The organism is Lysinibacillus zambalensis (assembly GCF_040183165.1).
Taxonomy (GTDB): domain Bacteria; phylum Bacillota; class Bacilli; order Bacillales_A; family Planococcaceae; genus Lysinibacillus; species Lysinibacillus zambalensis.
This window is the reverse complement of the sequence record NZ_JBEGDG010000035.1, coordinates 14,148-35,016: the sequence shown is the minus strand read 5'-3', so window position 1 is coordinate 35,016 and position 20,869 is coordinate 14,148. Positions and strand designations below refer to the sequence as shown.

Annotated in this window: 18 protein-coding genes and 4 pseudogenes; 20 read left to right on the top strand and 2 right to left on the bottom strand. The window is 36.1% G+C overall.

Annotation, left to right across the window (positions count from 1 at the left end; translation table 11 throughout):
* Nucleotides 1-92: 92 nt before the first annotated feature.
* From ABNX05_RS24650 to ABNX05_RS24630, 5 genes and pseudogenes are all read left to right on the top strand, one after another.
* Nucleotides 93-923 (top strand): lipoate--protein ligase family protein, encoded by an 831-nt coding sequence (locus ABNX05_RS24650; protein WP_349662110.1) that lies wholly within the window; start codon nucleotides 93-95, stop codon nucleotides 921-923.
* 202 nt (nucleotides 924-1,125) lie between these two features.
* Nucleotides 1,126-1,917, top strand: a pseudogene (locus ABNX05_RS24645) (ribonucleotide reductase barrel domain-containing protein); the annotation flags it as partial.
* 351 nt (nucleotides 1,918-2,268) lie between these two features.
* Nucleotides 2,269-2,916, top strand: a pseudogene (locus ABNX05_RS24640) (ribonucleotide reductase barrel domain-containing protein); the annotation flags it as partial.
* A 198-nt stretch (nucleotides 2,917-3,114) separates the two neighbouring features.
* Nucleotides 3,115-4,050 carry a restriction endonuclease gene (locus ABNX05_RS24635; protein WP_349662109.1) on the top strand — a complete coding sequence of 312 codons (936 nt, stop codon included), beginning with the start codon at nucleotides 3,115-3,117 and terminating at the stop codon, nucleotides 4,048-4,050.
* A 61-nt stretch (nucleotides 4,051-4,111) separates the two neighbouring features.
* Nucleotides 4,112-5,239, top strand: a pseudogene (locus ABNX05_RS24630) (ribonucleotide reductase barrel domain-containing protein); the annotation flags it as partial.
* Nucleotides 5,240-5,397: 158 nt separating this feature from the next.
* Here the strand turns inward: ABNX05_RS24630 and ABNX05_RS24625 are convergent.
* Entirely contained in the window at nucleotides 5,398-6,309 is a 912-nt protein-coding gene (locus ABNX05_RS24625; RefSeq protein ID WP_349662108.1) for a DNA glycosylase, read from the bottom strand.
* Between the two features lie 169 nt (nucleotides 6,310-6,478).
* Here ABNX05_RS24625 and ABNX05_RS24620 point away from each other — a divergent pair, with 169 nt between their 5' ends.
* The 15 genes and pseudogenes from ABNX05_RS24620 to ABNX05_RS24550 all read left to right on the top strand — a co-directional run bounded on the left by ABNX05_RS24620 (nucleotide 6,479) and on the right by ABNX05_RS24550 (nucleotide 19,737).
* Complete coding sequence (locus ABNX05_RS24620; RefSeq protein WP_349662107.1) at nucleotides 6,479-7,192, top strand: 2OG-Fe(II) oxygenase; 714 nt, start codon at nucleotides 6,479-6,481, stop codon at nucleotides 7,190-7,192.
* A 238-nt stretch (nucleotides 7,193-7,430) separates the two neighbouring features.
* Complete coding sequence (locus ABNX05_RS24615; RefSeq protein WP_349662106.1) at nucleotides 7,431-8,051, top strand: bifunctional transcriptional activator/DNA repair enzyme AdaA; 621 nt, start codon at nucleotides 7,431-7,433, stop codon at nucleotides 8,049-8,051.
* A complete protein-coding gene (adaB, locus tag ABNX05_RS24610; RefSeq protein WP_349662105.1) occupies nucleotides 8,035-8,568 on the top strand; it encodes a methylated-DNA--[protein]-cysteine S-methyltransferase in 534 nt (177 codons plus the stop codon). The genes ABNX05_RS24615 and adaB overlap by 17 nt, the downstream gene beginning before the upstream one ends.
* Before the next feature lie 31 nt (nucleotides 8,569-8,599).
* On the top strand, nucleotides 8,600-9,418 hold the full coding sequence (locus ABNX05_RS24605; RefSeq protein WP_349662104.1) for an SPL family radical SAM protein: 819 nt from the start codon (nucleotides 8,600-8,602) through the stop codon (nucleotides 9,416-9,418).
* A 211-nt stretch (nucleotides 9,419-9,629) separates the two neighbouring features.
* Complete coding sequence (locus tag ABNX05_RS24600; protein ID WP_349662103.1) at nucleotides 9,630-9,800, top strand: hypothetical protein; 171 nt, start codon at nucleotides 9,630-9,632, stop codon at nucleotides 9,798-9,800.
* 388 nt (nucleotides 9,801-10,188) lie between these two features.
* Nucleotides 10,189-10,914 carry an ABC transporter ATP-binding protein gene (locus ABNX05_RS24595; RefSeq protein WP_349662102.1) on the top strand — a complete coding sequence of 242 codons (726 nt, stop codon included), beginning with the start codon at nucleotides 10,189-10,191 and terminating at the stop codon, nucleotides 10,912-10,914.
* A 12-nt stretch (nucleotides 10,915-10,926) separates the two neighbouring features.
* Nucleotides 10,927-11,664, top strand: a complete 738-nt coding sequence (locus tag ABNX05_RS24590) for an ABC transporter permease (protein WP_349662101.1) — start codon at nucleotides 10,927-10,929, stop codon at nucleotides 11,662-11,664.
* Between the two features lie 372 nt (nucleotides 11,665-12,036).
* Entirely contained in the window at nucleotides 12,037-13,221 is a 1,185-nt protein-coding gene (locus tag ABNX05_RS24585) for a sensor histidine kinase (protein ID WP_349662100.1), read from the top strand.
* 9 nt (nucleotides 13,222-13,230) lie between these two features.
* Entirely contained in the window at nucleotides 13,231-13,974 is a 744-nt protein-coding gene (locus tag ABNX05_RS24580; RefSeq protein ID WP_349662099.1) for a LytR/AlgR family response regulator transcription factor, read from the top strand.
* 670 nt (nucleotides 13,975-14,644) lie between these two features.
* Nucleotides 14,645-16,097: pseudogene (locus tag ABNX05_RS24575) on the top strand (Msr family ABC-F type ribosomal protection protein).
* A 299-nt stretch (nucleotides 16,098-16,396) separates the two neighbouring features.
* Complete coding sequence (locus ABNX05_RS24570; protein ID WP_349662098.1) at nucleotides 16,397-16,837, top strand: LytTR family DNA-binding domain-containing protein; 441 nt, start codon at nucleotides 16,397-16,399, stop codon at nucleotides 16,835-16,837.
* Between the two features lie 10 nt (nucleotides 16,838-16,847).
* Complete coding sequence (locus ABNX05_RS24565; RefSeq protein WP_349662097.1) at nucleotides 16,848-17,315, top strand: DUF3021 domain-containing protein; 468 nt, start codon at nucleotides 16,848-16,850, stop codon at nucleotides 17,313-17,315.
* Complete coding sequence (locus tag ABNX05_RS24560; protein ID WP_349662096.1) at nucleotides 17,305-18,030, top strand: ABC transporter ATP-binding protein; 726 nt, start codon at nucleotides 17,305-17,307, stop codon at nucleotides 18,028-18,030. The genes ABNX05_RS24565 and ABNX05_RS24560 overlap by 11 nt, the downstream gene beginning before the upstream one ends.
* Nucleotides 18,027-18,758, top strand: a complete 732-nt coding sequence (locus ABNX05_RS24555) for an ABC transporter permease (protein ID WP_349662095.1) — start codon at nucleotides 18,027-18,029, stop codon at nucleotides 18,756-18,758. The genes ABNX05_RS24560 and ABNX05_RS24555 overlap by 4 nt, the downstream gene beginning before the upstream one ends.
* Before the next feature lie 70 nt (nucleotides 18,759-18,828).
* Nucleotides 18,829-19,737 (top strand): NAD(P)H-dependent flavin oxidoreductase, encoded by a 909-nt coding sequence (locus ABNX05_RS24550; RefSeq protein WP_349662094.1) that lies wholly within the window; start codon nucleotides 18,829-18,831, stop codon nucleotides 19,735-19,737.
* Between the two features lie 61 nt (nucleotides 19,738-19,798).
* On the opposite strand, the gene ABNX05_RS24545 is transcribed toward ABNX05_RS24550, so the two are convergent.
* A complete protein-coding gene (locus ABNX05_RS24545) occupies nucleotides 19,799-20,770 on the bottom strand; it encodes a DUF1385 domain-containing protein (RefSeq protein ID WP_386827333.1) in 972 nt (323 codons plus the stop codon).
* Nucleotides 20,771-20,869: the final 99 nt, after the last annotated feature.

Below are 20,869 nucleotides of genomic sequence, written 5' to 3'. Positions count from 1 at the left end.
GTTGCCCCCCCTCTCTTTTGTTTCTCCCTTTTTTCCGTTTCCCGGACGCATTTATGCCGAGGCATAAATGATTAATTGTAGGAGATGAAAATATGACAACTTGGTATTTTCTAAATTCAGGGAAATGTAGCCCATCTTTCAATATGGCATTAGACGAAGCATTACTTGATTGGCATAGTGAAGGTTTAATTCCACCGGTTATTCGTTTTTATGAGTGGGAGCCAGCAACTCTTTCGATTGGCTATTTTCAACAAGCGAAAAGAGATATTAATCTAGAAGCGGTGCGAGAACAAGGGTTAGGCTTTGTTCGTCGTCCAACAGGTGGAAGAGCCGTTTTACATGAACATGAATTGACATATAGTGTCATTGTTTCAGAAAGCTATCCAGATATGCCTGAATCAGTGACAGAGGCATATAGAGTGTTAAGTGAAGGGATATTGCAAGGGTTTCATAATCTAGGTATGGATGCTTATTTTAGTGTTCCTAATACTGAAGAACAAAGAGCGGACTTAAAGAAACCTAAAAGTGCAGTTTGCTTCGATGCGCCAAGTTGGTATGAGCTTGTAGTAGAAGGTAAAAAAGTGGCAGGTAGTGCACAAACTCGTCAAAAAGGTGTTATTTTACAGCACGGAGCTATTTTACTTGATTTAGATCAAGAAAAATTATTATCTGTCTTCAATTTTTCAAGTGAAGAGGCGAAGGCACGTATGCGTAGAAAGATGCCTGAAAAAGCGGTTGCTATCAATAACCTTGTTAAAGAACCTGTGACTATTGAACAATGTGTGACAGCTTTTAGAGATGGTTTTGCAAAATCGTTGCAAATTGATTTAAAACCATTTACACTTTCTGAGGAGCAATTAGAATATGTACATGCACTAGAAGAAAAAAAATATGCATGTGATGACTGGAACTTCAAAAAATAAAAAATGGTATAAGAAAAATATTTTTTTAGCGTTCAACCCTTGTAGTAACAAGCAGTTAGCATTCCGTTCGAAATTGCAAGAGTTGAATTAAAAAACTATATATAGTATCTTTTTTTAAGACATATACACAATATGTAGTGTTTAACGACACATGATATTGTGTATTTATATTTGTAAAGCAGAAAATAAGGGAGGCAAAACGATGGTACTCACAAATCATCAACCCGAAGTAAACAAATTTGAACAGTTAAACAAAGATATTGAACAATTTCCACAGGTTCATCCTGTAACACCTGATATGCATATTACGCATAAAGGTGTATCTAGACTTGTAATGATCGATCGCTACTCGTTTAAAGATACGGAAAAGAAAACGTTAAAAGCCGGTGATTTCGTCGTATTAACAGTAAAGGCAGATCCAAAATTCCCTGCACGTGGTTTAGGGACAATCCAAAAGCTTGATATGTCTACAAAAACAGCAGAAATTTTGATTGAGGAAGATTACCGTAGTGCTATAGATGATCCGAAAGAGCAAGAAGCGGGTGTGATTACGCGTTCAATTGACGTGCTAGAAAAGCCTCTTGAAATATTTTATGAACAAATCGCAAAACGAAATGCAACAGGGCTTGCTGCTGTTGAAAAAACACAAGAGAAACGCCAAGAATGGTATGAGAAGTTTTATGAGCAGCTAGTTTCATTAAAATTCATTCCAGCTGGACGAGTTATTTATGGAGCTGGATCTGAAACGGATGTAACTTTCTTCAACTGTTACGTAATGCCATTTGTAGCAGATTCACGTGAAGGAATAAGTGATCACCGTAAGCAAGTGATGGAAATTATGAGCCGCGGTGGTGGTGTAGGGACAAATGGTTCGACATTGCGTCCACGTAACACTTTAGCACGTGGTGTAAATGGTAAATCATCTGGCTCTGTATCATGGTTAGATGATATCGCGAAACTGACTCATCTTGTTGAACAAGGTGGCTCGCGTCGTTAAGACTCGGCGACGTAATCTCGTGAATTGCTGGAACACCCTTAGAGCTTTTTTTGCTACAACGTAAGCTGCAAAGCTAGGCGTGAATGCTTGAAAAAAGAAAAGATTGGGCAATCAGCAGCGAAGCATCTATGGAAACGTAGATGAACGTTCAACGACTATTGAAACTTTCTAAGCTTGTCAAAGTATGAAAGAAGTAAATCATATGAGGCGGTGACGCTCTTATGAGGCACGAGACAAAGAACAGTATTCTTTGATGATATAGTCTGATCTTATGTGAAAGCATAAGAGTATGGCAGAAATGACCATGCCAGAAAAATTAAATTCAATATTTTTCTGTAACAAAAAATGGGAGCACAAATGATTATGCTGGCAGATTGGCATCCTGATATCGTGGAATTTATTATTTCGAAAATGCAAAATCCACGTATTCTACGATACCTAATCGAAAATACAACGGATAAAACAATTATTCGTCTAGCAAAAGAAAAATTAAACTTTAAACCTCTTTCAACTCAAGAGGAAGCTATGTACCAAGGTATTGTTAACTATAAAGGTATCGAAGGCTTAGGTGGTTTTGATACAGCTATTATTCGCGAAGCGGAAAACAAACTACGCGATGGCGGTACTTATACTGTTCACAATTCAGAGTTTTTAACTGGTGCGAATATTTCTGTAACATTAACAAAAGAATTTATGGAAGCAGTTGAAAATGACGCTGAATTCGAGCTTCGTTTCCCAGCTGTTGAAGAATATACAAAAGAAGAAATGGCTATTTACAACAGTGAGTGGCATAAAGTTGGAGATGTACGCGAATGGGAGAAAATGGGCTATAAAGTACGCACATACCGCACGATTAAAGCGAAGGAATTATGGAATTTAATCAACGTTTGTGCAACGTACTCTGCAGAGCCAGGTATTTTCTTCATCGACAACGCCAATGACATGACTAACGCAAAAGCTTATGGTCAAAGCGTTGTAGCGACTAACCCGTGTGGTGGACTTCGCCTCACGTTAAAAATTGCGGGATAAAGCGGGAAGGCTGAGATGCTAATCCGAACCGAAGGCTAAAGGTAAAACTTCAGTCAGGGGCAACGCATACCCGGTGATCCTACTTTGTAGACTATAACCCGGGCACGAGACCGCAACATTACACATAACAATAGACTGGCCTAATTAGAGAAAGGCTGTGATCAAATGAACAGAGGTTATGCAGGTTTTTATAAATCATATTATTTAAGAAGTTCATATGAGTATGCATATGCCAAATTTCTAGATTATCATTCAATTTCTTGGGGCTATGAAGACAAGGTATTTAATATTGGATTCAAATTTTATAAACCTGATTTTTTCTTCTATAATGATAACGGTGATATTATAAAGATTGTTGAAATTAAGTCTCGCGATATTATGGCGAAAGAAAAAGCTCTAGAAGCTTTAAAGGTTATTGAGACAACTTATGATATTAATTGCGAATTAATTTCTTATGAAGAATTGCTCGAAATGTATAAACTTGTACCATTTTCGTTAACTTCAACGATAACAGAATGGATAGAATCAAAAAATACAACAATAAACAAAGCTAATTATGGTAAGTTCAATGCTCATTTCAATCAACAACATAATGAGCATACTAAAAAAATAATTGGACAACATACAAAGCGATTGTGGGAATCTAATAGTCCGGCGAAAGCAAGAATGATTGAAGGTTTAAGAAAATCTGGCTTGGCTCAAAAGGGTAAGCAAAAGAAACCTAGGGAACAAAGAATCTGTAAAAGTTGTGGGAGCAAGTTTGAAGTTATTGTTTCTTCATCTAAATGGTTTTGTACTCAATCATGCGCTGGAAGTTCGAATATTCAAGTTGCCACACAAACTTATGTTGAAAAGCGAGCAAAAATTCATCAAGAAATTAAACAGACAGTAATTAAATGGGCAATCGACAATCAAGAAATTATAACTGCAACCCCCTTTAATCAAATAAAATCAACTCTGCAACCATTGATCGAAAGCATTTATCAAGAATTTGGAGTTAAAGATTTTAGAGTAATTTCGAAATCAATCTTTGGGGAAGATAGAGGAAGAAAAGAACTACTTAGGTTTATGAAAAAAGTGTGTAATGAAAATGTATGCTGAACTTACAGGAATTGAACTGTAAGAACTAGAGGATAAAAAGCCTTTAGGATAACAATAATTGGAACAACCACTTGCACCATATTCTGTGTGTAACTTAGCAGCTGTGAACTTAGCACAGTTTGCGAATAAAGAAAATCAAACGATTGATTACGAAGCACTACGTGAAACAGTTCGTGTTGGTGTTCGTATGCAAGATAATGTTATTGATGCTACACCATACTTCTTAGAAGAAAACCGTGTACAAGCTCTAGGTGAGCGTCGTGTTGGCTTAGGCGTAATGGGCTTAGCGGACTTACTAATTTATTGTGAGAAAGAATATGGCTCAGAAGCGGGTAATGAGCTAGTTGATGAAATCTTTAAAACGATTGCTGAGACTGCTTATGAAGCTTCAACAGAACTTGCAAAAGAACGCGGCAGCTTCCCATTCCTTGTAGGAGCAACTGAGGAAGAAACAGCCCGTTTACGTAAAGCATTCACTGAAACTGGCTTTATGCAAAAAATGCCTGCGCATATTAAAGAGCAAATTTTAGCAACAGGTATTCGCAACTCACATTTACTAACAGTAGCTCCAACTGGTTCGACTGGTACGATGGTTGGCGTGGCAACGGGTCTTGAGCCATACTTCTCATTCACATATTACCGTTCTGGTCGCCTAGGTAAATTCATCGAGGTAAAAGCAGAAATCGTACAAGAATATTTAGAACGTCATCCGGAAGTAGATGAGAATAATCTTCCTGATTGGTTCGTTACAGCGATGGAGTTAAAACCAGAAGCACATGCTGATGTACAATGTATCATCCAAAAATGGATTGATTCATCTATTTCAAAAACTGTAAATGCACCAAAAGGTTATACAGTACAACAAGTTGAAAAAGTATACGAGCGTTTATATAAAGGTGGCGCTAAAGGTGGTACGGTCTATGTAGATGGTAGCCGTGATTCACAAGTACTGACACTAAAGGCTGAAGAAAATGATATGGATCAACTATCATTTGAGGAAGAATTAGTAGAAGTACCAACGAAGCGTCCAGTTGTATTAGTAGATACGATTCAAGCATTAGAATCGACAACAGTTATTGGTTCGGATGTAGGGAATACTTGTCCTGTATGCCGTAAAGGAACTGTAGAAGAAATCGGTGGCTGTAATACATGTACAAACTGTGCAGCACAGTTAAAATGTGGCCTATAAACCGTTTATAAAAAAAATGCGGTGTTTAAAATAAACTCGCGAAGCTTTGCCCCTTTGGATATGATTATCTAAAGGGGTGTTTTTGTGTTGAGCTGGATTAAAGAGGGGCAAGGAACTGGCGGTGGGGCAGATTATCCGCCTTGGTTTAAAATTATGGATCAGTAAAGGACACGCCATAAATAAAAGGTAGCGTATGATTCCCAGTTTTCCCATGGAAGCGATAATTCTAAGATTTCATCTTTCGAAGGCTTTCGATCCATATTACGTAATATTTTTATTGAATTAATAAGACCTACATCATCAATTGGAAAAGCTGTCTGGAACCTGAGGCAGCGCATTAAAACATAATTAGCTGTCCAAGGACCGATTCCCCTTATTTTAATTAAGTTTTTTTCAGCATCTTTAAAGTTCATTTTCATTAATTTTTCCCTCGATAATTCTCCACTTGCCATTAATTTAGCAATTCCAATAATATATTCACTTTTTTTTACCGTCATTTTAATATCTGCTAGGTCGGTAGGTGTTAACTGTGCAATTCGTTCGTACGGTGGGAACACCCAATACTTTTTACCATTCCATTCGATGGAATCGCCAAATCTTTCTACAAATTGCTTCTTTAAGGAGTACGCGAAGGCTAAGTTAATTTGTTGCCCTAACACTCCCCAACATAAAGCTTCAAATAAATCGGGAATGCCGATAACTCGCAATCCATAGAATTTTTGGGCAGGTATTTTAAGTAATGGGTCTGCTTTTGCCATTTCATAAAATGGCGTTAAATCTTTATCAAGATCAAACCATTCATAAATGTATTTTACAATCTCTTCCCGTTTCCACTTTTCAATAGGTCTCGTATTATTTAGGAATTGAACAACCATTTGTTTATTATTGAGTACACTTACCTGTACTAAGGACCGAATTTCCCCAATAGCTATAACTTTTGTAATGATATCGTTCTCTATTTCATACATACATTCATTTTTTTCCCTTGTTAGATAGCCTAGGATAGCATTCATATCGAAATTTTCAGGTAATGTAATTACAATATCATCATTGACTTCATGCCATATCACTTTTTCATTCTCCTTATCTTATTACGATTTTCTTTTGCCATTTTACTTTATCACATAATAATCTTACCTAATTTTGTTATCTTGCTATTACATTCTAAACACCTTATTTTTTTTTATTTATGAGGTTATAGTGTTAATTATCAAGAATGCTAAATAGGAGTTGATAAAAATGATTCAAAATATAAAAACACGTGTCGAGAGCTTAAATTGGGATTCGATTCAACATGAATTAGATGAGCAAGGATTCGCAAAGTTACCAGTGATTTTAACAAAAGAGGAATGTGAATTCTTCAAAAAATTGTATTGTGAAGAAGAGCCATACAGAACGACAATCAATATGACGAGATATCGCTTTGGGAATGGGGAGTACAAATATTTTTCCTATCCATTACCTGAAATCATCCAAAGTTTAAGAGAGTCCCTTTATGTAGAGTTGGCCAAAACAGCTAATCGATGGTTAGGTTATTTAAAGAAAACAGAACAGTTTCCAGATCATCTTCAAGATTTTTTGAACACCTGTGTAGAATATGAACAAACTAGACCGACACCTTTACTATTAAAGTATGAAAAAGGCGGATTTAATTGTTTGCATCGAGATTTATATGGCGACATATTTTTCCCGTTTCAAGTAGTATTTGTATTAAATCAACGTGAAAAAGACTTTTGCGGTGGAGAATCTCTATTAGTGGAACAAATTCCTCGTGCTCAGAGTAGGGGACATGTCATTACTTTAGAACAAGGAAGTGCGCTAATTTTTCCTACTAACTATAGACCTGTTCAAGGTAAAAAAGGATATTATAAAAATACGGTTCGTCATGGAGTAAGCACGGTTACTGCTGGAGAACGATACGGTCTTGGAATTATTTTTCACGATTCTAAATAAAGTGAAACGTTGATCAATCGGGTATTCTTCATCCCCCACTGATCATTAGTTAAACCAATTGGGCTTTTAAGGGGCTGTTCTCCCACCTAAACCTCTCCGATTTCTCAAAGTTTTGAGGTTGGAGTCTTATAGCCCGTTAATGCAGGATAAAAAATAAACTTCAATATATTGCTGTTTCATTCCCAGAACTATACATTCTGAAATTATAGGGAGTATATTGTAAGGAGAGGTGAGGTCAATGCCGGATAGTATTAATAACGGACATAGAATTTTAAATGATGTAGAAATGATAACAAATGAAAAGTGGCAAGCAATTATAAATAATGATGCAGCGTTCAATAATCAATTTTTCTACGCTGTAAAGTCGACGGGGATATTTTGTAAACCATCCTGTAAATCTCGCGTTCCGAAAAAAGAAAATGTATGCATTTTTCCAAACGCAGAACAAGCTCTCCGCGCAAATTTTCGTCCTTGTAAACGTTGCAAGCCAACTAATGAAAATCTGCCAGATAACGAGTGGGTTGATTTAATTACTGAATACATTGATAAAAATTTTACAGAAAAATTAACGCTAGAATCGTTAGCAAATATATGTCACGGGAGTCCATATCATATGCATCGAACATTTAAAAAGATTAAAGGCATTACGCCGATTGAGTATATACAACAAGTTAGAGTACATGCGGCTAAAAAGTATTTGATTCAAACACATAAAGCGATTGGAGATATCGCTTTATGTGTAGGTATGGCAAACACACCTTATTTTATTACTTTGTTTAAAAAGAAAACGGGACAGACGCCAGCGCAATTTCGTCAAATGAGTAAAATGGAGGAAAAGTACAATGGGAACAAAGAATAAACCAACCCTTTTTTGGTCTTTACTAAAGTTTAAGGATTGGAATTTTTATATTGCTTCAACTTCTAAGGGGCTTGTGTTTGTAGGCTCACAGAACAAACCATTCGAGGAATTGTTCGAATGGGCTAAGAAATGCTTTCCAGGAAGTCCTCTTGTTGAAGATGATGAAAAGCTCGAACCCTATGTCGTTGAAATCACTCAGTATTTAGAAGGAAAGCGGAAAACCTTTACTGTTCCATTTGAGTACGTAGGTACACAATTTCAGCTAGCAGTCTGGAATGCACTTTGTGGAATTCCTTATGGACAGACGAAATCCTATTCCGACATTGCAAATGATATAAATAAACCAGCAGCTGTTCGTGCTATAGGAGCGGCTATTGGGGCTAATCCGATATTAATTACTGTACCGTGCCATCGTGTAATAGGGAAGAATGGCTCATTAACTGGCTATCGGGGTGGATTAGAAATGAAGACATTGCTACTGGATCTAGAAAAGCAAGTTTCATCTAGCTGTGAGTAATTATTGCCGTACAATGAATGGAGGTTCCATCATGAAAAGTGAATTATTTTATAAAAATCCGAAAACCATTCTGAATAAAGGGACTGGCTTCCTTTCGGGATATACGCATTCCCTAAATCCTTATACAGGCTGTTCATTTGGGTGTTCCTATTGTTATGTACGCGAAATGCCTGTATCTCTTTTTCGAGAAGGGGAATGGGGAAATTGGGTCGATGTTAAAAACGGAGCTGCGAATTTATTAAAAAAGGAGCTTCGTCGCGCCAAAGCCAAAGGGAATGTAACCATTTTTATGTCATCAAGTACAGACCCGTATCAACCAATAGAGCATAAGGAAAAGGTGACGCGATCTTTACTAGAAGTGATGGTAGAAGATCCTCCTGACTTCCTATTAGTACAAACTAGAAGCCCACTTGTAAGTCGAGATATCGATTTGCTGCAACTTTTTAAAGATAAAGTTCGAGTAAGTATGACTATTGAGACAGATTCGGAAACAATCCGTAAACATTTTACGCCAAAGGCACCTCCGATCCAGGCGCGCTTTAAGACATTGGAAAAACTAGCGGCTGCTGAAATACCCACCCAAGTTGCTATAGCCCCTATCTTACCGAGTGGGGAATATTTTCCTATAAAATTGAAACCATTCGTCGATCGGATTTGTATGGATGACTACTTCATGGGCGATGGCAGTGGTGGAAAACGAACAAGAAAACTAGGTATTGAGAAAAAATATGCCCAACTGGGTTTAGAAGAATGGTATGGACCACATGTAATTAATAAAGTATATAAGCGATTCATTGAAACCTTTCCGGAAAATCACGTTTATGTGAGCCAGGCAGGGTTTGAGCCGTGAAAAAATTTGTTTTCGAATTATATTTTCCATTCGAGCTCTCAATATGACAAATCCCTACTTTCATAATCAGGCACGATTATAAAGTGGGTATGGATTATATGCCGTAGTTAAACTTCAGGATGTTTCATAGTTAGGAAGGTCCGCTCGTTAAAAGATTTTAAAACAGATAGACAGCACGAATTTCTATCAATTTAATAAAAAACATTTGATTATGCATTTAACAGACCTAAAGTATCAGCATCTTGCTGGTGCTTTTTTTAGTGGTGTGGGTAGCTTGCGCATGAACTCTAGGGTGCAGGTTCCAATCTCTGAAGGAAGAAATACACCTGCCCAAGGAAAATTACTACATCTAAAGCTAGATCCGATTGAGTTTGCGCAATAAAACAAAGTGCTTTCTTTTGAAGACCGTATCGGATAAATAAGGTGGATAGGTGGTGTGAAAGTGTATGTGCTTAGCTGGGGAGGTCTGACAGAAACGTGAAGTATCCCTTCATAACGTGCTTGTTGAAAGGTAGGGGTATATTAGAGTTTCATAGAACACCTAAAGGAGAAGGTAATTTGCTAATCATGAAGCGGTCTGCCTGGTACATCAGCTGAACTTGTAAAACAAGTGCTGACACAGGGAATCTTGTTGACAGTTAGGAATAAAAATAGAACACCTAAATCAAATACTTCGTACATCTAAGTATAGAGGAGCATTTTGTATGCATGGAATGAAAAACAGTAGAGTTCTCGAGTTATAGTATGTATGTAAATAAGGAGGGTGAACCATGCAGGATTACAATGTAAAGGTAGAAAAATTAACAAAGAACTATGGAAAAAAAGCAGTTCTGAAAGGAATAGACTTTACTGCTAAAAAAGGAGAAATTATTGGTGTTATCGGTAAAAATGGCGCTGGGAAATCGACATTCTTGGAAATTTTAATGACGATCAAAGATTATAATGACGGCAAGGTAGCTGTTTTTGGTAATAACTTGAAGGAAGTTGATCAAGCTAATCTGGAAGAAATCAAAAGTAATATATCTGCTGTACTTCAGCCTACACAGTTTTATAAAAAATTAAAAGTAAAAGAATTATTAGATCTTTTTCGTGCCTATTATGGTAGCAAAGTAGATTTAAATGAAATTATCGAAGAGTTTGAATTGCAGGAGCATCTAAATACATTTTTTGATAATTTATCTGGAGGCTGGAAGCAAAAGGTTAGCCTAGCCATTGCATTTTCTTCAAAACCGCGTTTGATTATTTTGGATGAACCGACTACCGGTCTGGATCCTCATATGCGGAACGTATTATGGGAAAGTATCACAGGATATATAAAAAAAAATGACAGTACAGTGATTTTATCGACTCATTACATGGATGAAATAGAACTCTACTGTGATAGAGTTCTATTCATTAACGACGGTGTAACCGAAGTATATGATACGCCAGAAAATATACTGAAATCAGGTTATAAGTCTATTAATAGCTTTTATCTAGATAAAATTTCTAAATAAGGGGGCGAAAAGATGTTATTAACACAAATTAAATATGACTTAATCATGTTTTTTAGAGAGTTATTTTATTTAGTTTTCACAGTTGTTGTACCGCCAGTAACATATATTTTAATGGGACAAATGTTCAGTAATGCAACCTATAGTGGAGGAATGAACTATGTTCAAATGTATACACCATCGTTTATTGTCCTAATTAGTTTTTCAGTAGTATTTTTTGCCTTTGGTTTTGATCAGGTAATGAATCGCGCAGAAGGCATTGAAAAAAGACTTTTCATTACGCCTATAACGGATAAAATTCTTCTGATGTCCAGTATATCCAAGTCATTTATTATTGCAACTGCAGGATTTGTCTTAATAACATTGATTGGCATACTTATTTATGATTTGCAACTTTCTATTGTTAATTTCTTAGTTTCATATTTAAGTTTGTTGCTTATTAATGCGATAATGTTAGTTTATTCTCATGCGATTTATTCAAACTTCAAGGAAGTAAAAACAGCACTAATTATGTCTATTGTTTTGTTTCAAATTGTTATGTTCACTGGCGGCTTTTCTGTACCTGTGGAGAGTCTTCCGAATTTTGTGAAATATGTATCCTATGTGAATCCGTTCTATCATTTAAATAACATGTATATTTCATTTTGGAATCAGACATTTGAATTTAATCAAGATATGCTGATTTCAATCGGGTACACATCGTTTCTTCTAATTATTTCATTAGTTGTTATTAAGCTCAAAAAAAGATTTTAATGAGTTCCAGAGATTTGGTGAGAATCGTTATAAGTAGACATTGTCTGCAACGCCATTTTGATAATGAGCTGTTGTTTTAAATGAATTTTTTGAAAGAGCTTTATAAGAGCTGGAATATAAGCTTGAATTTTGGTCTGGTTTTGTCTTTCTTTTAATTACCTATCTTCCGCTAACACGCCTTCTCTAATTCCTTTTATTTACTTATCTATAGTATACTATACAGTGGAGTTACTATATAGAAATGAGGGTCAGTGAGTGGCTATATTAGCATTCATTCAGGTTTTATTTTATTGTATTTTGGTAAGTTTCATTATAGGTAAACGTTTTTTTCGAAAGGAATATATTATTGCGGCCATATTGTTTAGTTTAATTATGGCATGGCTATATTCGTATTTAGATATTTTTGGTTCGTTATTAATATTTGCGTTTGTTCTTGCTATGTTTAAGTGTACATATCTAAAGTGGATACCTGCATTGTACTACGCATCAACAATAATGATTGCTATGATTCTAATTGATCATATAACATCTTTCATTATGGTAAAAATCTTTGGGATTAGTACTACCTTTATAGAAACGAACGGAATCATTTTTTCAGCGACATTACTTCATCACTTTATTACACTGATTATTGGCTTTATATTTATAGCCTTTTGGAAAAAAGTAATTATCCGAATTTTTGAGAAGGATGCAGATGATAAGAAATTAACGCGAATTGCGGCTTTCCTAGGTCTTTTCACATATGTGATTTATTTTACAATGATTGTTTATGTACGGTTAACAGGAAATCAAAATAAGCTTGTATTGATGAATACGATGTACTTATTAATCTATTTTATTATTTTTGCTGTTAGTTTGTCGTTCCTAGTATATACCTTTAGAAAGCAGTTTGAGATGAGGGAAAAGGAAATTGAGCTAAACAGTCTACAAATGTATACCGAACAGCTGGAAAAAAACTATAATGAAATGCGAACTTTCCGCCATGATTACATCAATATTCTGTCTTCTATGTCAGAATATATCACCAATCGTGATATGACTGCTTTAGAAAGCTATTTTAATGACAATATTATGCGCGTCAGTCAAAAGATTCGTGACAATGATTTTAAAATGAGGGGATTGTCCCAAATTAAAATTCCAGAAGTAAAAGGTTTGGTATCCTCCAAACTGATTACAGCACAGGAAAAGGGGATAGATGTGGTTTTTGAATGTCCTAACGAAATTCATTATCTGAATATGGATAGTGTACTGTTGTGCCGCTGTATTGGAATTATTTTAGACAATGCCATTGAAGCAGCAGAAGAAGTAGAAAAAGGTACGGTTCGAGTGGGGTTTGTGGAGTTTGAACAATCCGTGTCCTTTGTCGTTTGGAATACGTTCAGAGATACTGGACATAAGCTCTTTCAATATTTCGAAAAAGGTTTCTCAACAAAAGGAGAAAATCGAGGATTGGGGCTGACTAGCCTGAAGAAAATGGTTGATCAAGAAAATAACACACAGTTGGATACAGTTATAGAGGATGAATTTTTTAAGCAGGAAATTGTAATTTTAAAGTGAGGGATTGAGATGATTGATGTTTTTATTTGTGAAGATCAAAAGGAACAAAGAGAAAAGATAGCCAGGTATGTTTCAAATTACATAATGATTGAAAACCTTGATATGCAACTGGTACTAACTACTGCAGATCCAGAAGAAATATTAGCCTATATAAAGGAGAGTAATCGACCTGGTTTATATTTTCTTGATATCGACTTGAATCATGAGATGAATGGTATCACACTTGGCGCAGAAATCAGAAAAATTGATCCAATAGGTGATATTGTTTTTATCACAACCCACTCAGAACTTACATATTTAAATTTCATTTATAAAGTAGCTGCGATGGATTTTATTATTAAAGATGATGTCGATTCTGTACAGAGCAAGATTGTTAGCTGTTTGAAGGTGACAAATGAAAGAAAGCAAGTAATGAACAAGACCTCCAATAAAAAATTCGTTCAAAGAGTTGCAGATAAAATTATTAGTGTCAACTATGATGATATCATGTTTTTTGAATCCTCCCCATTACATAAAGTTGTTTTACATTTGGATAATCGTCAAGTGGAGTTTTATGGGAAGCTGAAAGACATAGAAAAAGAGTATGAAGGCTTCATTCGTTGCCATAATTCTTACGTAGTAAATATCGACAATATTCAAGAACTGGACTTAAAAAAGAAAGAAATTCTAATGGAAAATGGAGAAACTTGCTATGGATCTGCTCGAATGATTAAAGCTGTACAGAAAAAATTAGAAATGAATGTTATCGAATAAGAGTATGATCTTCCTACTATTTCTAAGTGTTAAAAATGTATCGAAAAAGGAAATTGGAAGATTAGTATGAACTATAAATAAAAGAAAGCTATCGTTTTGATCAATCTTTATTCAAAACGATAGCTTTTTAAATGCGGTACAATCAAACTTTAAATGAATGTGGGTAAGTGTAATTTCCCGTTGACTTTTTCTCAAAGTCTCTATACGATAAATATCGTACCTTTAGAAATGTAAGGAGGATTATTAAAAATGATACCTAGACTATGGTCCCTAACTTTGAACCAGTAATTCAATACGGTCAAAGACTCTGTTTGTATAACACAGAGTAAACGGGATAAGTCTGTCCTTTTTTAATAATCTTCATTTTAAATATAATTATCTAATTTGAAGAAAGGGATTATTCTGCCTTTCTTTATCTTTGTGTAATTTTTCTTTACTAAGAGAAGGCTCATTTGGTGACATTTACCTTCAAGCCTCTACTTTAATGAAGATGGGCAATTCCATTTACTCTAAATCACAGACAGGACATCTGTGATTTTTTATTTTATTTAAAAGTAGGAGGGATTTTGAATGGGTATGTTACTTTTTTATTGATACGAGCTTAGTTTAGAAGCTCGTATCGATCCTTGCTATCGATACGAAATGATAAAAATTTCGGGAGGTAGCGAATATGGAAAAAATCTGTTTTGAATTAGAAAATGTTGAAGTAGCCTATTTAGATAAGGAAATCTTAAAGATCGGCCGGTTAGCCATTCACCAATTTGACCGTATTGGGATTGTTGGTAGTAATGGTGCAGGAAAAAGTACACTATTAAATTTATTGTCAGGTAAGGTTCAACCAACTAAAGGGAAAGTGTATCGTCATGTTGAGTCCGGATGTTTTGAACAACTTGAAGCACCAACATCACTTGGAGCCGATCCAGTATTACTTGGAAAATTAGATATACCAAAAGATTCGGTTCATTTAAGTGGCGGCGAGCAGACAAGGATGAAGCTTGCTCAGTTGTTTACCAACTATTACGATGCATTACTAATTGATGAGCCGACAACGCATTTGGATCAAGAGGGAATTTCCTTTTTATTAGAGGAACTTCGGTATTATTATGGAGCGCTAATATTAACTAGTCATGACCGTGCTGTACTAGACGAACTAGTCACGACAATTTGGGAAATTCATGAAGGTAAGGTCCTAGTTTATTTAGGGAATTATAGTGAATATGTGGTTCAAAAGCAGTTAGAACGTGAGCAACAACAGCAAGCCCATGAACAGTTAGTGAAAGAAAAGAGCCTGCTCGAAAAAGCAGCACAAGAAAAAATGAAAAAAGCTCAAAAGGTTGCTCAAGCTGGGCGGATGTCTAAAAGGGAAGCCAATGCCTTACCGAACAAGTCGTTTATGACGAAGTCCAAAGGTACGAGTGCAAAAGCGATGCAACGTGCAGCTAAAGCTATTGAAAATCGAATGGAAAAACTTCAGGAAGTCGAAGCTGTAAGAGAAAATAGACCTATTGTTTTCCGCCAATCTAAAGCTACAGAATTGTATAATAAGTTCCCGATTATGGTTGAGCGATTGACACTTCAAGTTGAAAATAAAATATTATTAGAAGATGTTAGTTTCCAACTGCCACTTGGTAAAAAATTGCGATTACAGGTAGCAATGGCAGTGGGAAAAGTACATTGCTAGACTATATTGCAAAGAAGGATGATAACCTAATAATTTCTCCAAAAGCAAAAATAGGATACTTCAAGCAAATGAGTTACCATTTCGCAAATGATGCAACAGTTATGCAATTCGTAAAAAATCGCTCAGGATACGATGAACCATTTGTACGAAGTGTTTTACATTCAATGCAGTTTGTTGGTACAGATTTACAAAAAGTGTAAAGTCTTTAAGTGGCGGAGAAGCTATTCGACTCCAACTATGTCTGCTATTTTTAGGTGAATATAATATTTTATTGTTAGATGAACCAACTAATTTCTTAGATATTGATGCTATAGAAGCATTAGAAACTTTTATTACTGGATATGAAGGCACTATTCTTTTTGTTTCACATGATCAACAATTTATAAAAAATGTAGCAGATTTACAATTGAGTATTCATGAGAAAAAATTGATACAAAATTGAGTGATAAATAAGCCGCCGGATTTTCGGCGGCTTTTTAATTAGTTGAAACGATTTTCGACGATTGGCTGTAATTATAGAAGATTAATAGCTAGAAAATGATCAAGCTTTATTTGAAAGCTACATTTATCTCGTTATAAAGATAGGTAGGCAATTTTTTTCTTCATTTAGAAAAACTGCTGCCTCCTTTGAGAGGAGGTGTCCCAACCATTTATCCCGTATAAACGACCAACCGTCGAAATTCCATTTACATAACTACATAAAAATTTTATTGTGAAAACGAATGAAAGGACTGTGATGATATGAAAGTAGAAGTGTCGATTGACCCGGCATGCAAAGAGCCTAAAGTGACTATTCACACTGATAAGATGACCGATGAAATAGAAAATCTCATGCAGTGTATCGCTTCCGCTGAAATGAATACATTATCGGTTTTATCACATAGAGGTGTTGAATTTATTAACTGTGGGGACATTGTGCGCATTTATACGGAACAAAAGAAAGTTTTCGTGCAAACGATGGGTGGTATTTACAATGTACGTTTTCGCTTGTATGAGCTTGAAAAAAAGCTAAATACACAGGTATTTGTACGAATTTCAAATGCTGAAATGGTCAATCGAAATATGATTATACATATGGACATTAGTAAAACAGGAACAATTGGAGTTGAGCTAAAAGGTGGGATTAAAACATACGCTTCAAGGCGCTATGTAACGAAAATTAAGAAACAATTAGGACTATGAGGTGAAAAACGTGCGAAAAGACTTACTAATTCGTATTATAGGTGGATTTGTCATTGGTGCTGTACTTGGGCAAGTAGTGCAATTTTTTGTATCAATGGGGATCGCGCAAAGAAGTTACGCTTGGGTAGTGCCCGAATTTCGAGCGTTATTTACAAATGAAATAAACGCAATAATCACGCAAGTATTGTTGACTGGCTTGATTGGGATAACTTTCGCTGTAGCTGCACTATTTTTTGAAATGGCTAGATGGGGGATGCTAAAGCAGTTTATTGTGCATTTTTTTGTAACGGCAATTATTTGGATACCTATTGTGATGATTTTATGGATGCCGAAAACGATGGCCAATGTTTGTTCTTTATTAGCAAGTTTCTTAGGAACATATGTCGTGACATGGCTATTGCAATATAAGCTTTCGAAGCGTGATATAGAAAAAATTAATGCCATGCTAATAGAGAGAGGTGAGTCTCATGACGATTGAAATTAAGAGTTTAACAAAACAGTACAAGGAACATGTAGTTGTAGATCAGTTATCTTTAACTATTAAAAGTGGAGAATTCTTTGCACTTCTCGGGCAAAATGCAGCCGGGAAGACGACAACGATTAAAATGCTTTGTGGACTTTTGCCACCAACAGCTGGTGATGCCCTTTTAGATGGTGAAAGTATTGTTCATCAACAAGTCGCTGCTAAAAAGAAATTAAATATTTCTCCACAGGAAACAGCAATTGCACCGAATTTAACAGTAGTAGAGAATCTGCTATTAATGGGCCAAATTTATGGATGCTCAAAAACGGAGGCGCAGAAACGAGCAAGCGCACAAATGAATGTATTTGGCTTGACTCCTCGGCAGTCCAGTAAAGCTAAAACGTTATCGGGCGGCTACATGCGTCGCTTAAGTGTTGCGATGGCTATGATGTCTAATCCGAAAATACTTTTCCTAGACGAACCAACTTTAGGTATGGATGTACGTGCACGTCGCGATTTATGGAACGTATTAAATCAATTAAAAGGTCATGTAACGATTGTCTTAACAACTCACTATTTAGAAGAGGTCGAGATGCTGGCAGATCGTGTAGGAATTATGCATCGAGGGAAATTACGTGCTCTTGGTACAATCCAGCAATTATTGCATGAAACTAAAAAGGGTTCTTTAGAAGATGTATTTTTAGAGGTTACAGAGGAGGAGTCCGTATGAAAGCAAGTGTATTTGCGACAAGAAATCATAAGGAAATAGTACGGGATCCGGTAACGCTCATCTTTGGCATGGGCTTACCAATGCTTCTTATGTGGTTATTTTCTGTTATGCAAAAAAATATGCCATTCGCTTTATATGAAATTAGTAATCTCACACCAGGTGTTATTGTTTTTAGTTTCTCATTTCTTACTCTTTTTTCAGGTATGTTACTAGGCAAGGATAAAAGCTCATCCTTTTTAATGCGAATTTTTGCTTCTCCTATGTTAGCGCGTGATTATATTTTGGGCTATGTGCTACCTCTACTACCAATTGCATTCATGCAAATTATTTTCTGTTTACTCACAGCCGTATTTTTAGGATTATCTTTTAATAAATCTGTCCTTTTAATGGTAGGCGTACTTATTGTCATTTCCTTATTGTATATTGGTTTTGGTTTATTACTTGGCACAATTTTTACGGACAAACAGGTAGGAGGGATCTTTGCGATATTTGTCAATTTATCAACTTGGTTTAGTGGTACATGGTTTGAGCCTGACATGATAGGTGGTACATTCCAATCTATCACGCAATTTTTGCCTTTTGTCCATGCTGTTCATGCGGCGCGTGCAGTGCTAAGTGGAGCATATTCAGATGTTTTCGTGCCACTTGCAATCGTTTTAGGGTATACGGTCTTTATTTTTATGATCACTACTCTGTTATTTCAACGGAAGATGCGAGGTCAGAGCTGAAATTTGAATTTATATAGTAGGATTTTCAGGAAATCTCTCGAAATGTTATAAGTATAAAGGGGGAGGGTGTATGTCTAGTTTACCAATTATAGTTGCTCCGATGTTTTTAGTTTCTAATCCTAAGATGGTTATTGAGGCTAGTAGAGCAGGGGCTATCGGTTCATTTCCGTTATTAAATGCAAGACCGGCTTCAACTTGTGCAGAGTGGCTTGAAGAAATAAAAAAGGCGCTACCTACTGAGCAATGGGCAGTCAATTGTATTTGCCATCCTGTAGCAAATACACGGTTTGAAGAAGATTTACAGTTAATTGAACAATTTCAGCCACCAATTGTCATTACTTCACTCGGTAATCCAAAGAGAGTTATGGACATTGTGCACAGCTATGGTGGGGAGGTCTATGCAGATGTTGCGAACGTCAAGCATGCCGAAAAATCTGCTGCACTAGGTGTAGACGGACTTATTCTTGTGTGTGCAGGTGCGGGTGGGCACGGCGGGCAATTGAACCCATTTGGCTTTGTATCTGCGGTTAAGAAATTCTTTACGGGAACGATTATTTTATCTGGCTCTATCTCTAGCGGTGCGGACGTCCTAGCTGCTCAAATAATGGGAGCAGACTATGCCTATATGGGTACTCGATTTTTAGCTTGTGATGAAGGAGATGCACCTGAAGCGTATAAAAGCATGGTAATTGAAAGTGACGCTTCAGATATTTTATATACCGATGCTTTTAGCGGTGTCCATGTCAATGTGTTAATTCCATCCTTATTAAAAGAGGGGATTGATCCTGCGACATTGAAGCCAAGAGAAGATGTTGATTTAACACATCTTGTTAATGTCAAGGCATGGCGAGATATTTGGTCAGCTGGACATGGCATTACCAATATTGACAAACGAGAGTCCGTTCATGAAATACTCATAACATTGGAGGCGGAGTACGAGAAAGCAAAGCAACAAATAATTTCTGTACAGCCATTATAATAACGAATCTCTAACATAAAAGGGCAAGTCCAACAAAAAGTTGGTCTTGCCCTTTAATTTATTAATCATGATTCAAAGTAGCTGCGATTTCGGGTTGTTGCTCAACTTGAAGCAGCATATTGAATGATGCGATGGCTACTTCTACTTGGTCGTCTTTTGGCTCACGTGTTGTCAGTAATTGTAGCCATAAGCCTGGATAGCCAAGGTAGCGTAACACGGGAATATTACGGCATGCATTTGTAGCTTGAAGTACTTCAAATGAAATTCCAAGAACAACTGGAATTAATAGAATACGGTCCAAAATGCGTAACCAAAGTGGATCAGTTGGCACGAAGAAATATAAAAACATGCCGACAAACACAGTAAATAGCATAAAACTACTACCGCAACGATAGTGTAAGCGTGATTGTGCTTGCACATTTTCCACTGTTATTTCCATACCAGCTTCATAGCAGTTAATCACTTTATGTTCTGCACCATGATATTGGAATACTCGTTTAATAAGTGGTGTTAAAGATATAAAATATAAATAGGTAAGTAGTAAAAGTAGCTTTATGCCACTTTCAAGTAAAATTTGGCCAGTTTTGCCCTCAATCCATTTAGAGAAAAAATCCGCAATAAATACTGGAATTAAAGTAAAGGCAAATTTACCAAATAAAAAGGAAAGGATACCTACAACCGCAACCCCTAAAATCATTTGCAGTCTTGAGCCTTCCTCTTTATGCTCTTCCTCTTCGCCAGGTGTAACGTCGTAACGATCACCTGAAAATTGCATATGACGAGAGCCTAAACCAGCTGATTCAATCAGCGCTACTACGCCTCGTACCAATGGAATTTTTTTAAGCTTTTGTAAAATAGGGTTTTGAACTTTTTTAAAATGATAATAATCGATGGAATCATCGTTACGGCGAATGGCAGTAATCGTATGTTCCTTTCCTCCGAACATTACACCCTCTAATTGTGCTTGTCCCCCGTATACAGGTGAATTGCTCAAGGCTAACACCACTCTCTTTATATATTTCAACTGTACCATTGTACTAAATTTAGTGAAAAACCTCTAGAGTTACGCATAGTAAAATTTCTATATGGATACACTAATCGTACAGTTTAGGAAATGATTAACGTTTGAAAA

What these genes read in the sequence shown, in the direction of transcription:
- ABNX05_RS24590 (WP_349662101.1), top strand. Translation starts at nt 10,927, where the DNA reads ATGTTATTAACACAAATTAAATATGACTTAATCATGTTTTTTAGAGAG.
- ABNX05_RS24550 (WP_349662094.1), top strand. Translation starts at nt 18,829, where the DNA reads ATGTCTAGTTTACCAATTATAGTTGCTCCGATGTTTTTAGTTTCTAAT.
- ABNX05_RS24585 (WP_349662100.1), top strand. Translation starts at nt 12,037, where the DNA reads ATGGCATGGCTATATTCGTATTTAGATATTTTTGGTTCGTTATTAATA.
- ABNX05_RS24570 (WP_349662098.1), top strand. Translation starts at nt 16,397, where the DNA reads ATGAAAGTAGAAGTGTCGATTGACCCGGCATGCAAAGAGCCTAAAGTG.
- ABNX05_RS24595 (WP_349662102.1), top strand. Translation starts at nt 10,189, where the DNA reads ATGCAGGATTACAATGTAAAGGTAGAAAAATTAACAAAGAACTATGGA.
- ABNX05_RS24600 (WP_349662103.1), top strand. Translation starts at nt 9,630, where the DNA reads ATGCATTTAACAGACCTAAAGTATCAGCATCTTGCTGGTGCTTTTTTT.
- ABNX05_RS24615 (WP_349662106.1), top strand. Translation starts at nt 7,431, where the DNA reads ATGCCGGATAGTATTAATAACGGACATAGAATTTTAAATGATGTAGAA.
- adaB (WP_349662105.1), top strand. Translation starts at nt 8,035, where the DNA reads ATGGGAACAAAGAATAAACCAACCCTTTTTTGGTCTTTACTAAAGTTT.
- ABNX05_RS24650 (WP_349662110.1), top strand. Translation starts at nt 93, where the DNA reads ATGACAACTTGGTATTTTCTAAATTCAGGGAAATGTAGCCCATCTTTC.
- ABNX05_RS24545 (WP_386827333.1), bottom strand. Translation starts at nt 20,770, where the DNA reads ATGGTACAGTTGAAATATATAAAGAGAGTGGTGTTAGCCTTGAGCAAT.
- ABNX05_RS24555 (WP_349662095.1), top strand. Translation starts at nt 18,027, where the DNA reads ATGAAAGCAAGTGTATTTGCGACAAGAAATCATAAGGAAATAGTACGG.
- ABNX05_RS24560 (WP_349662096.1), top strand. Translation starts at nt 17,305, where the DNA reads ATGACGATTGAAATTAAGAGTTTAACAAAACAGTACAAGGAACATGTA.
- ABNX05_RS24620 (WP_349662107.1), top strand. Translation starts at nt 6,479, where the DNA reads ATGATTCAAAATATAAAAACACGTGTCGAGAGCTTAAATTGGGATTCG.
- ABNX05_RS24605 (WP_349662104.1), top strand. Translation starts at nt 8,600, where the DNA reads ATGAAAAGTGAATTATTTTATAAAAATCCGAAAACCATTCTGAATAAA.
- ABNX05_RS24580 (WP_349662099.1), top strand. Translation starts at nt 13,231, where the DNA reads ATGATTGATGTTTTTATTTGTGAAGATCAAAAGGAACAAAGAGAAAAG.
- ABNX05_RS24635 (WP_349662109.1), top strand. Translation starts at nt 3,115, where the DNA reads ATGAACAGAGGTTATGCAGGTTTTTATAAATCATATTATTTAAGAAGT.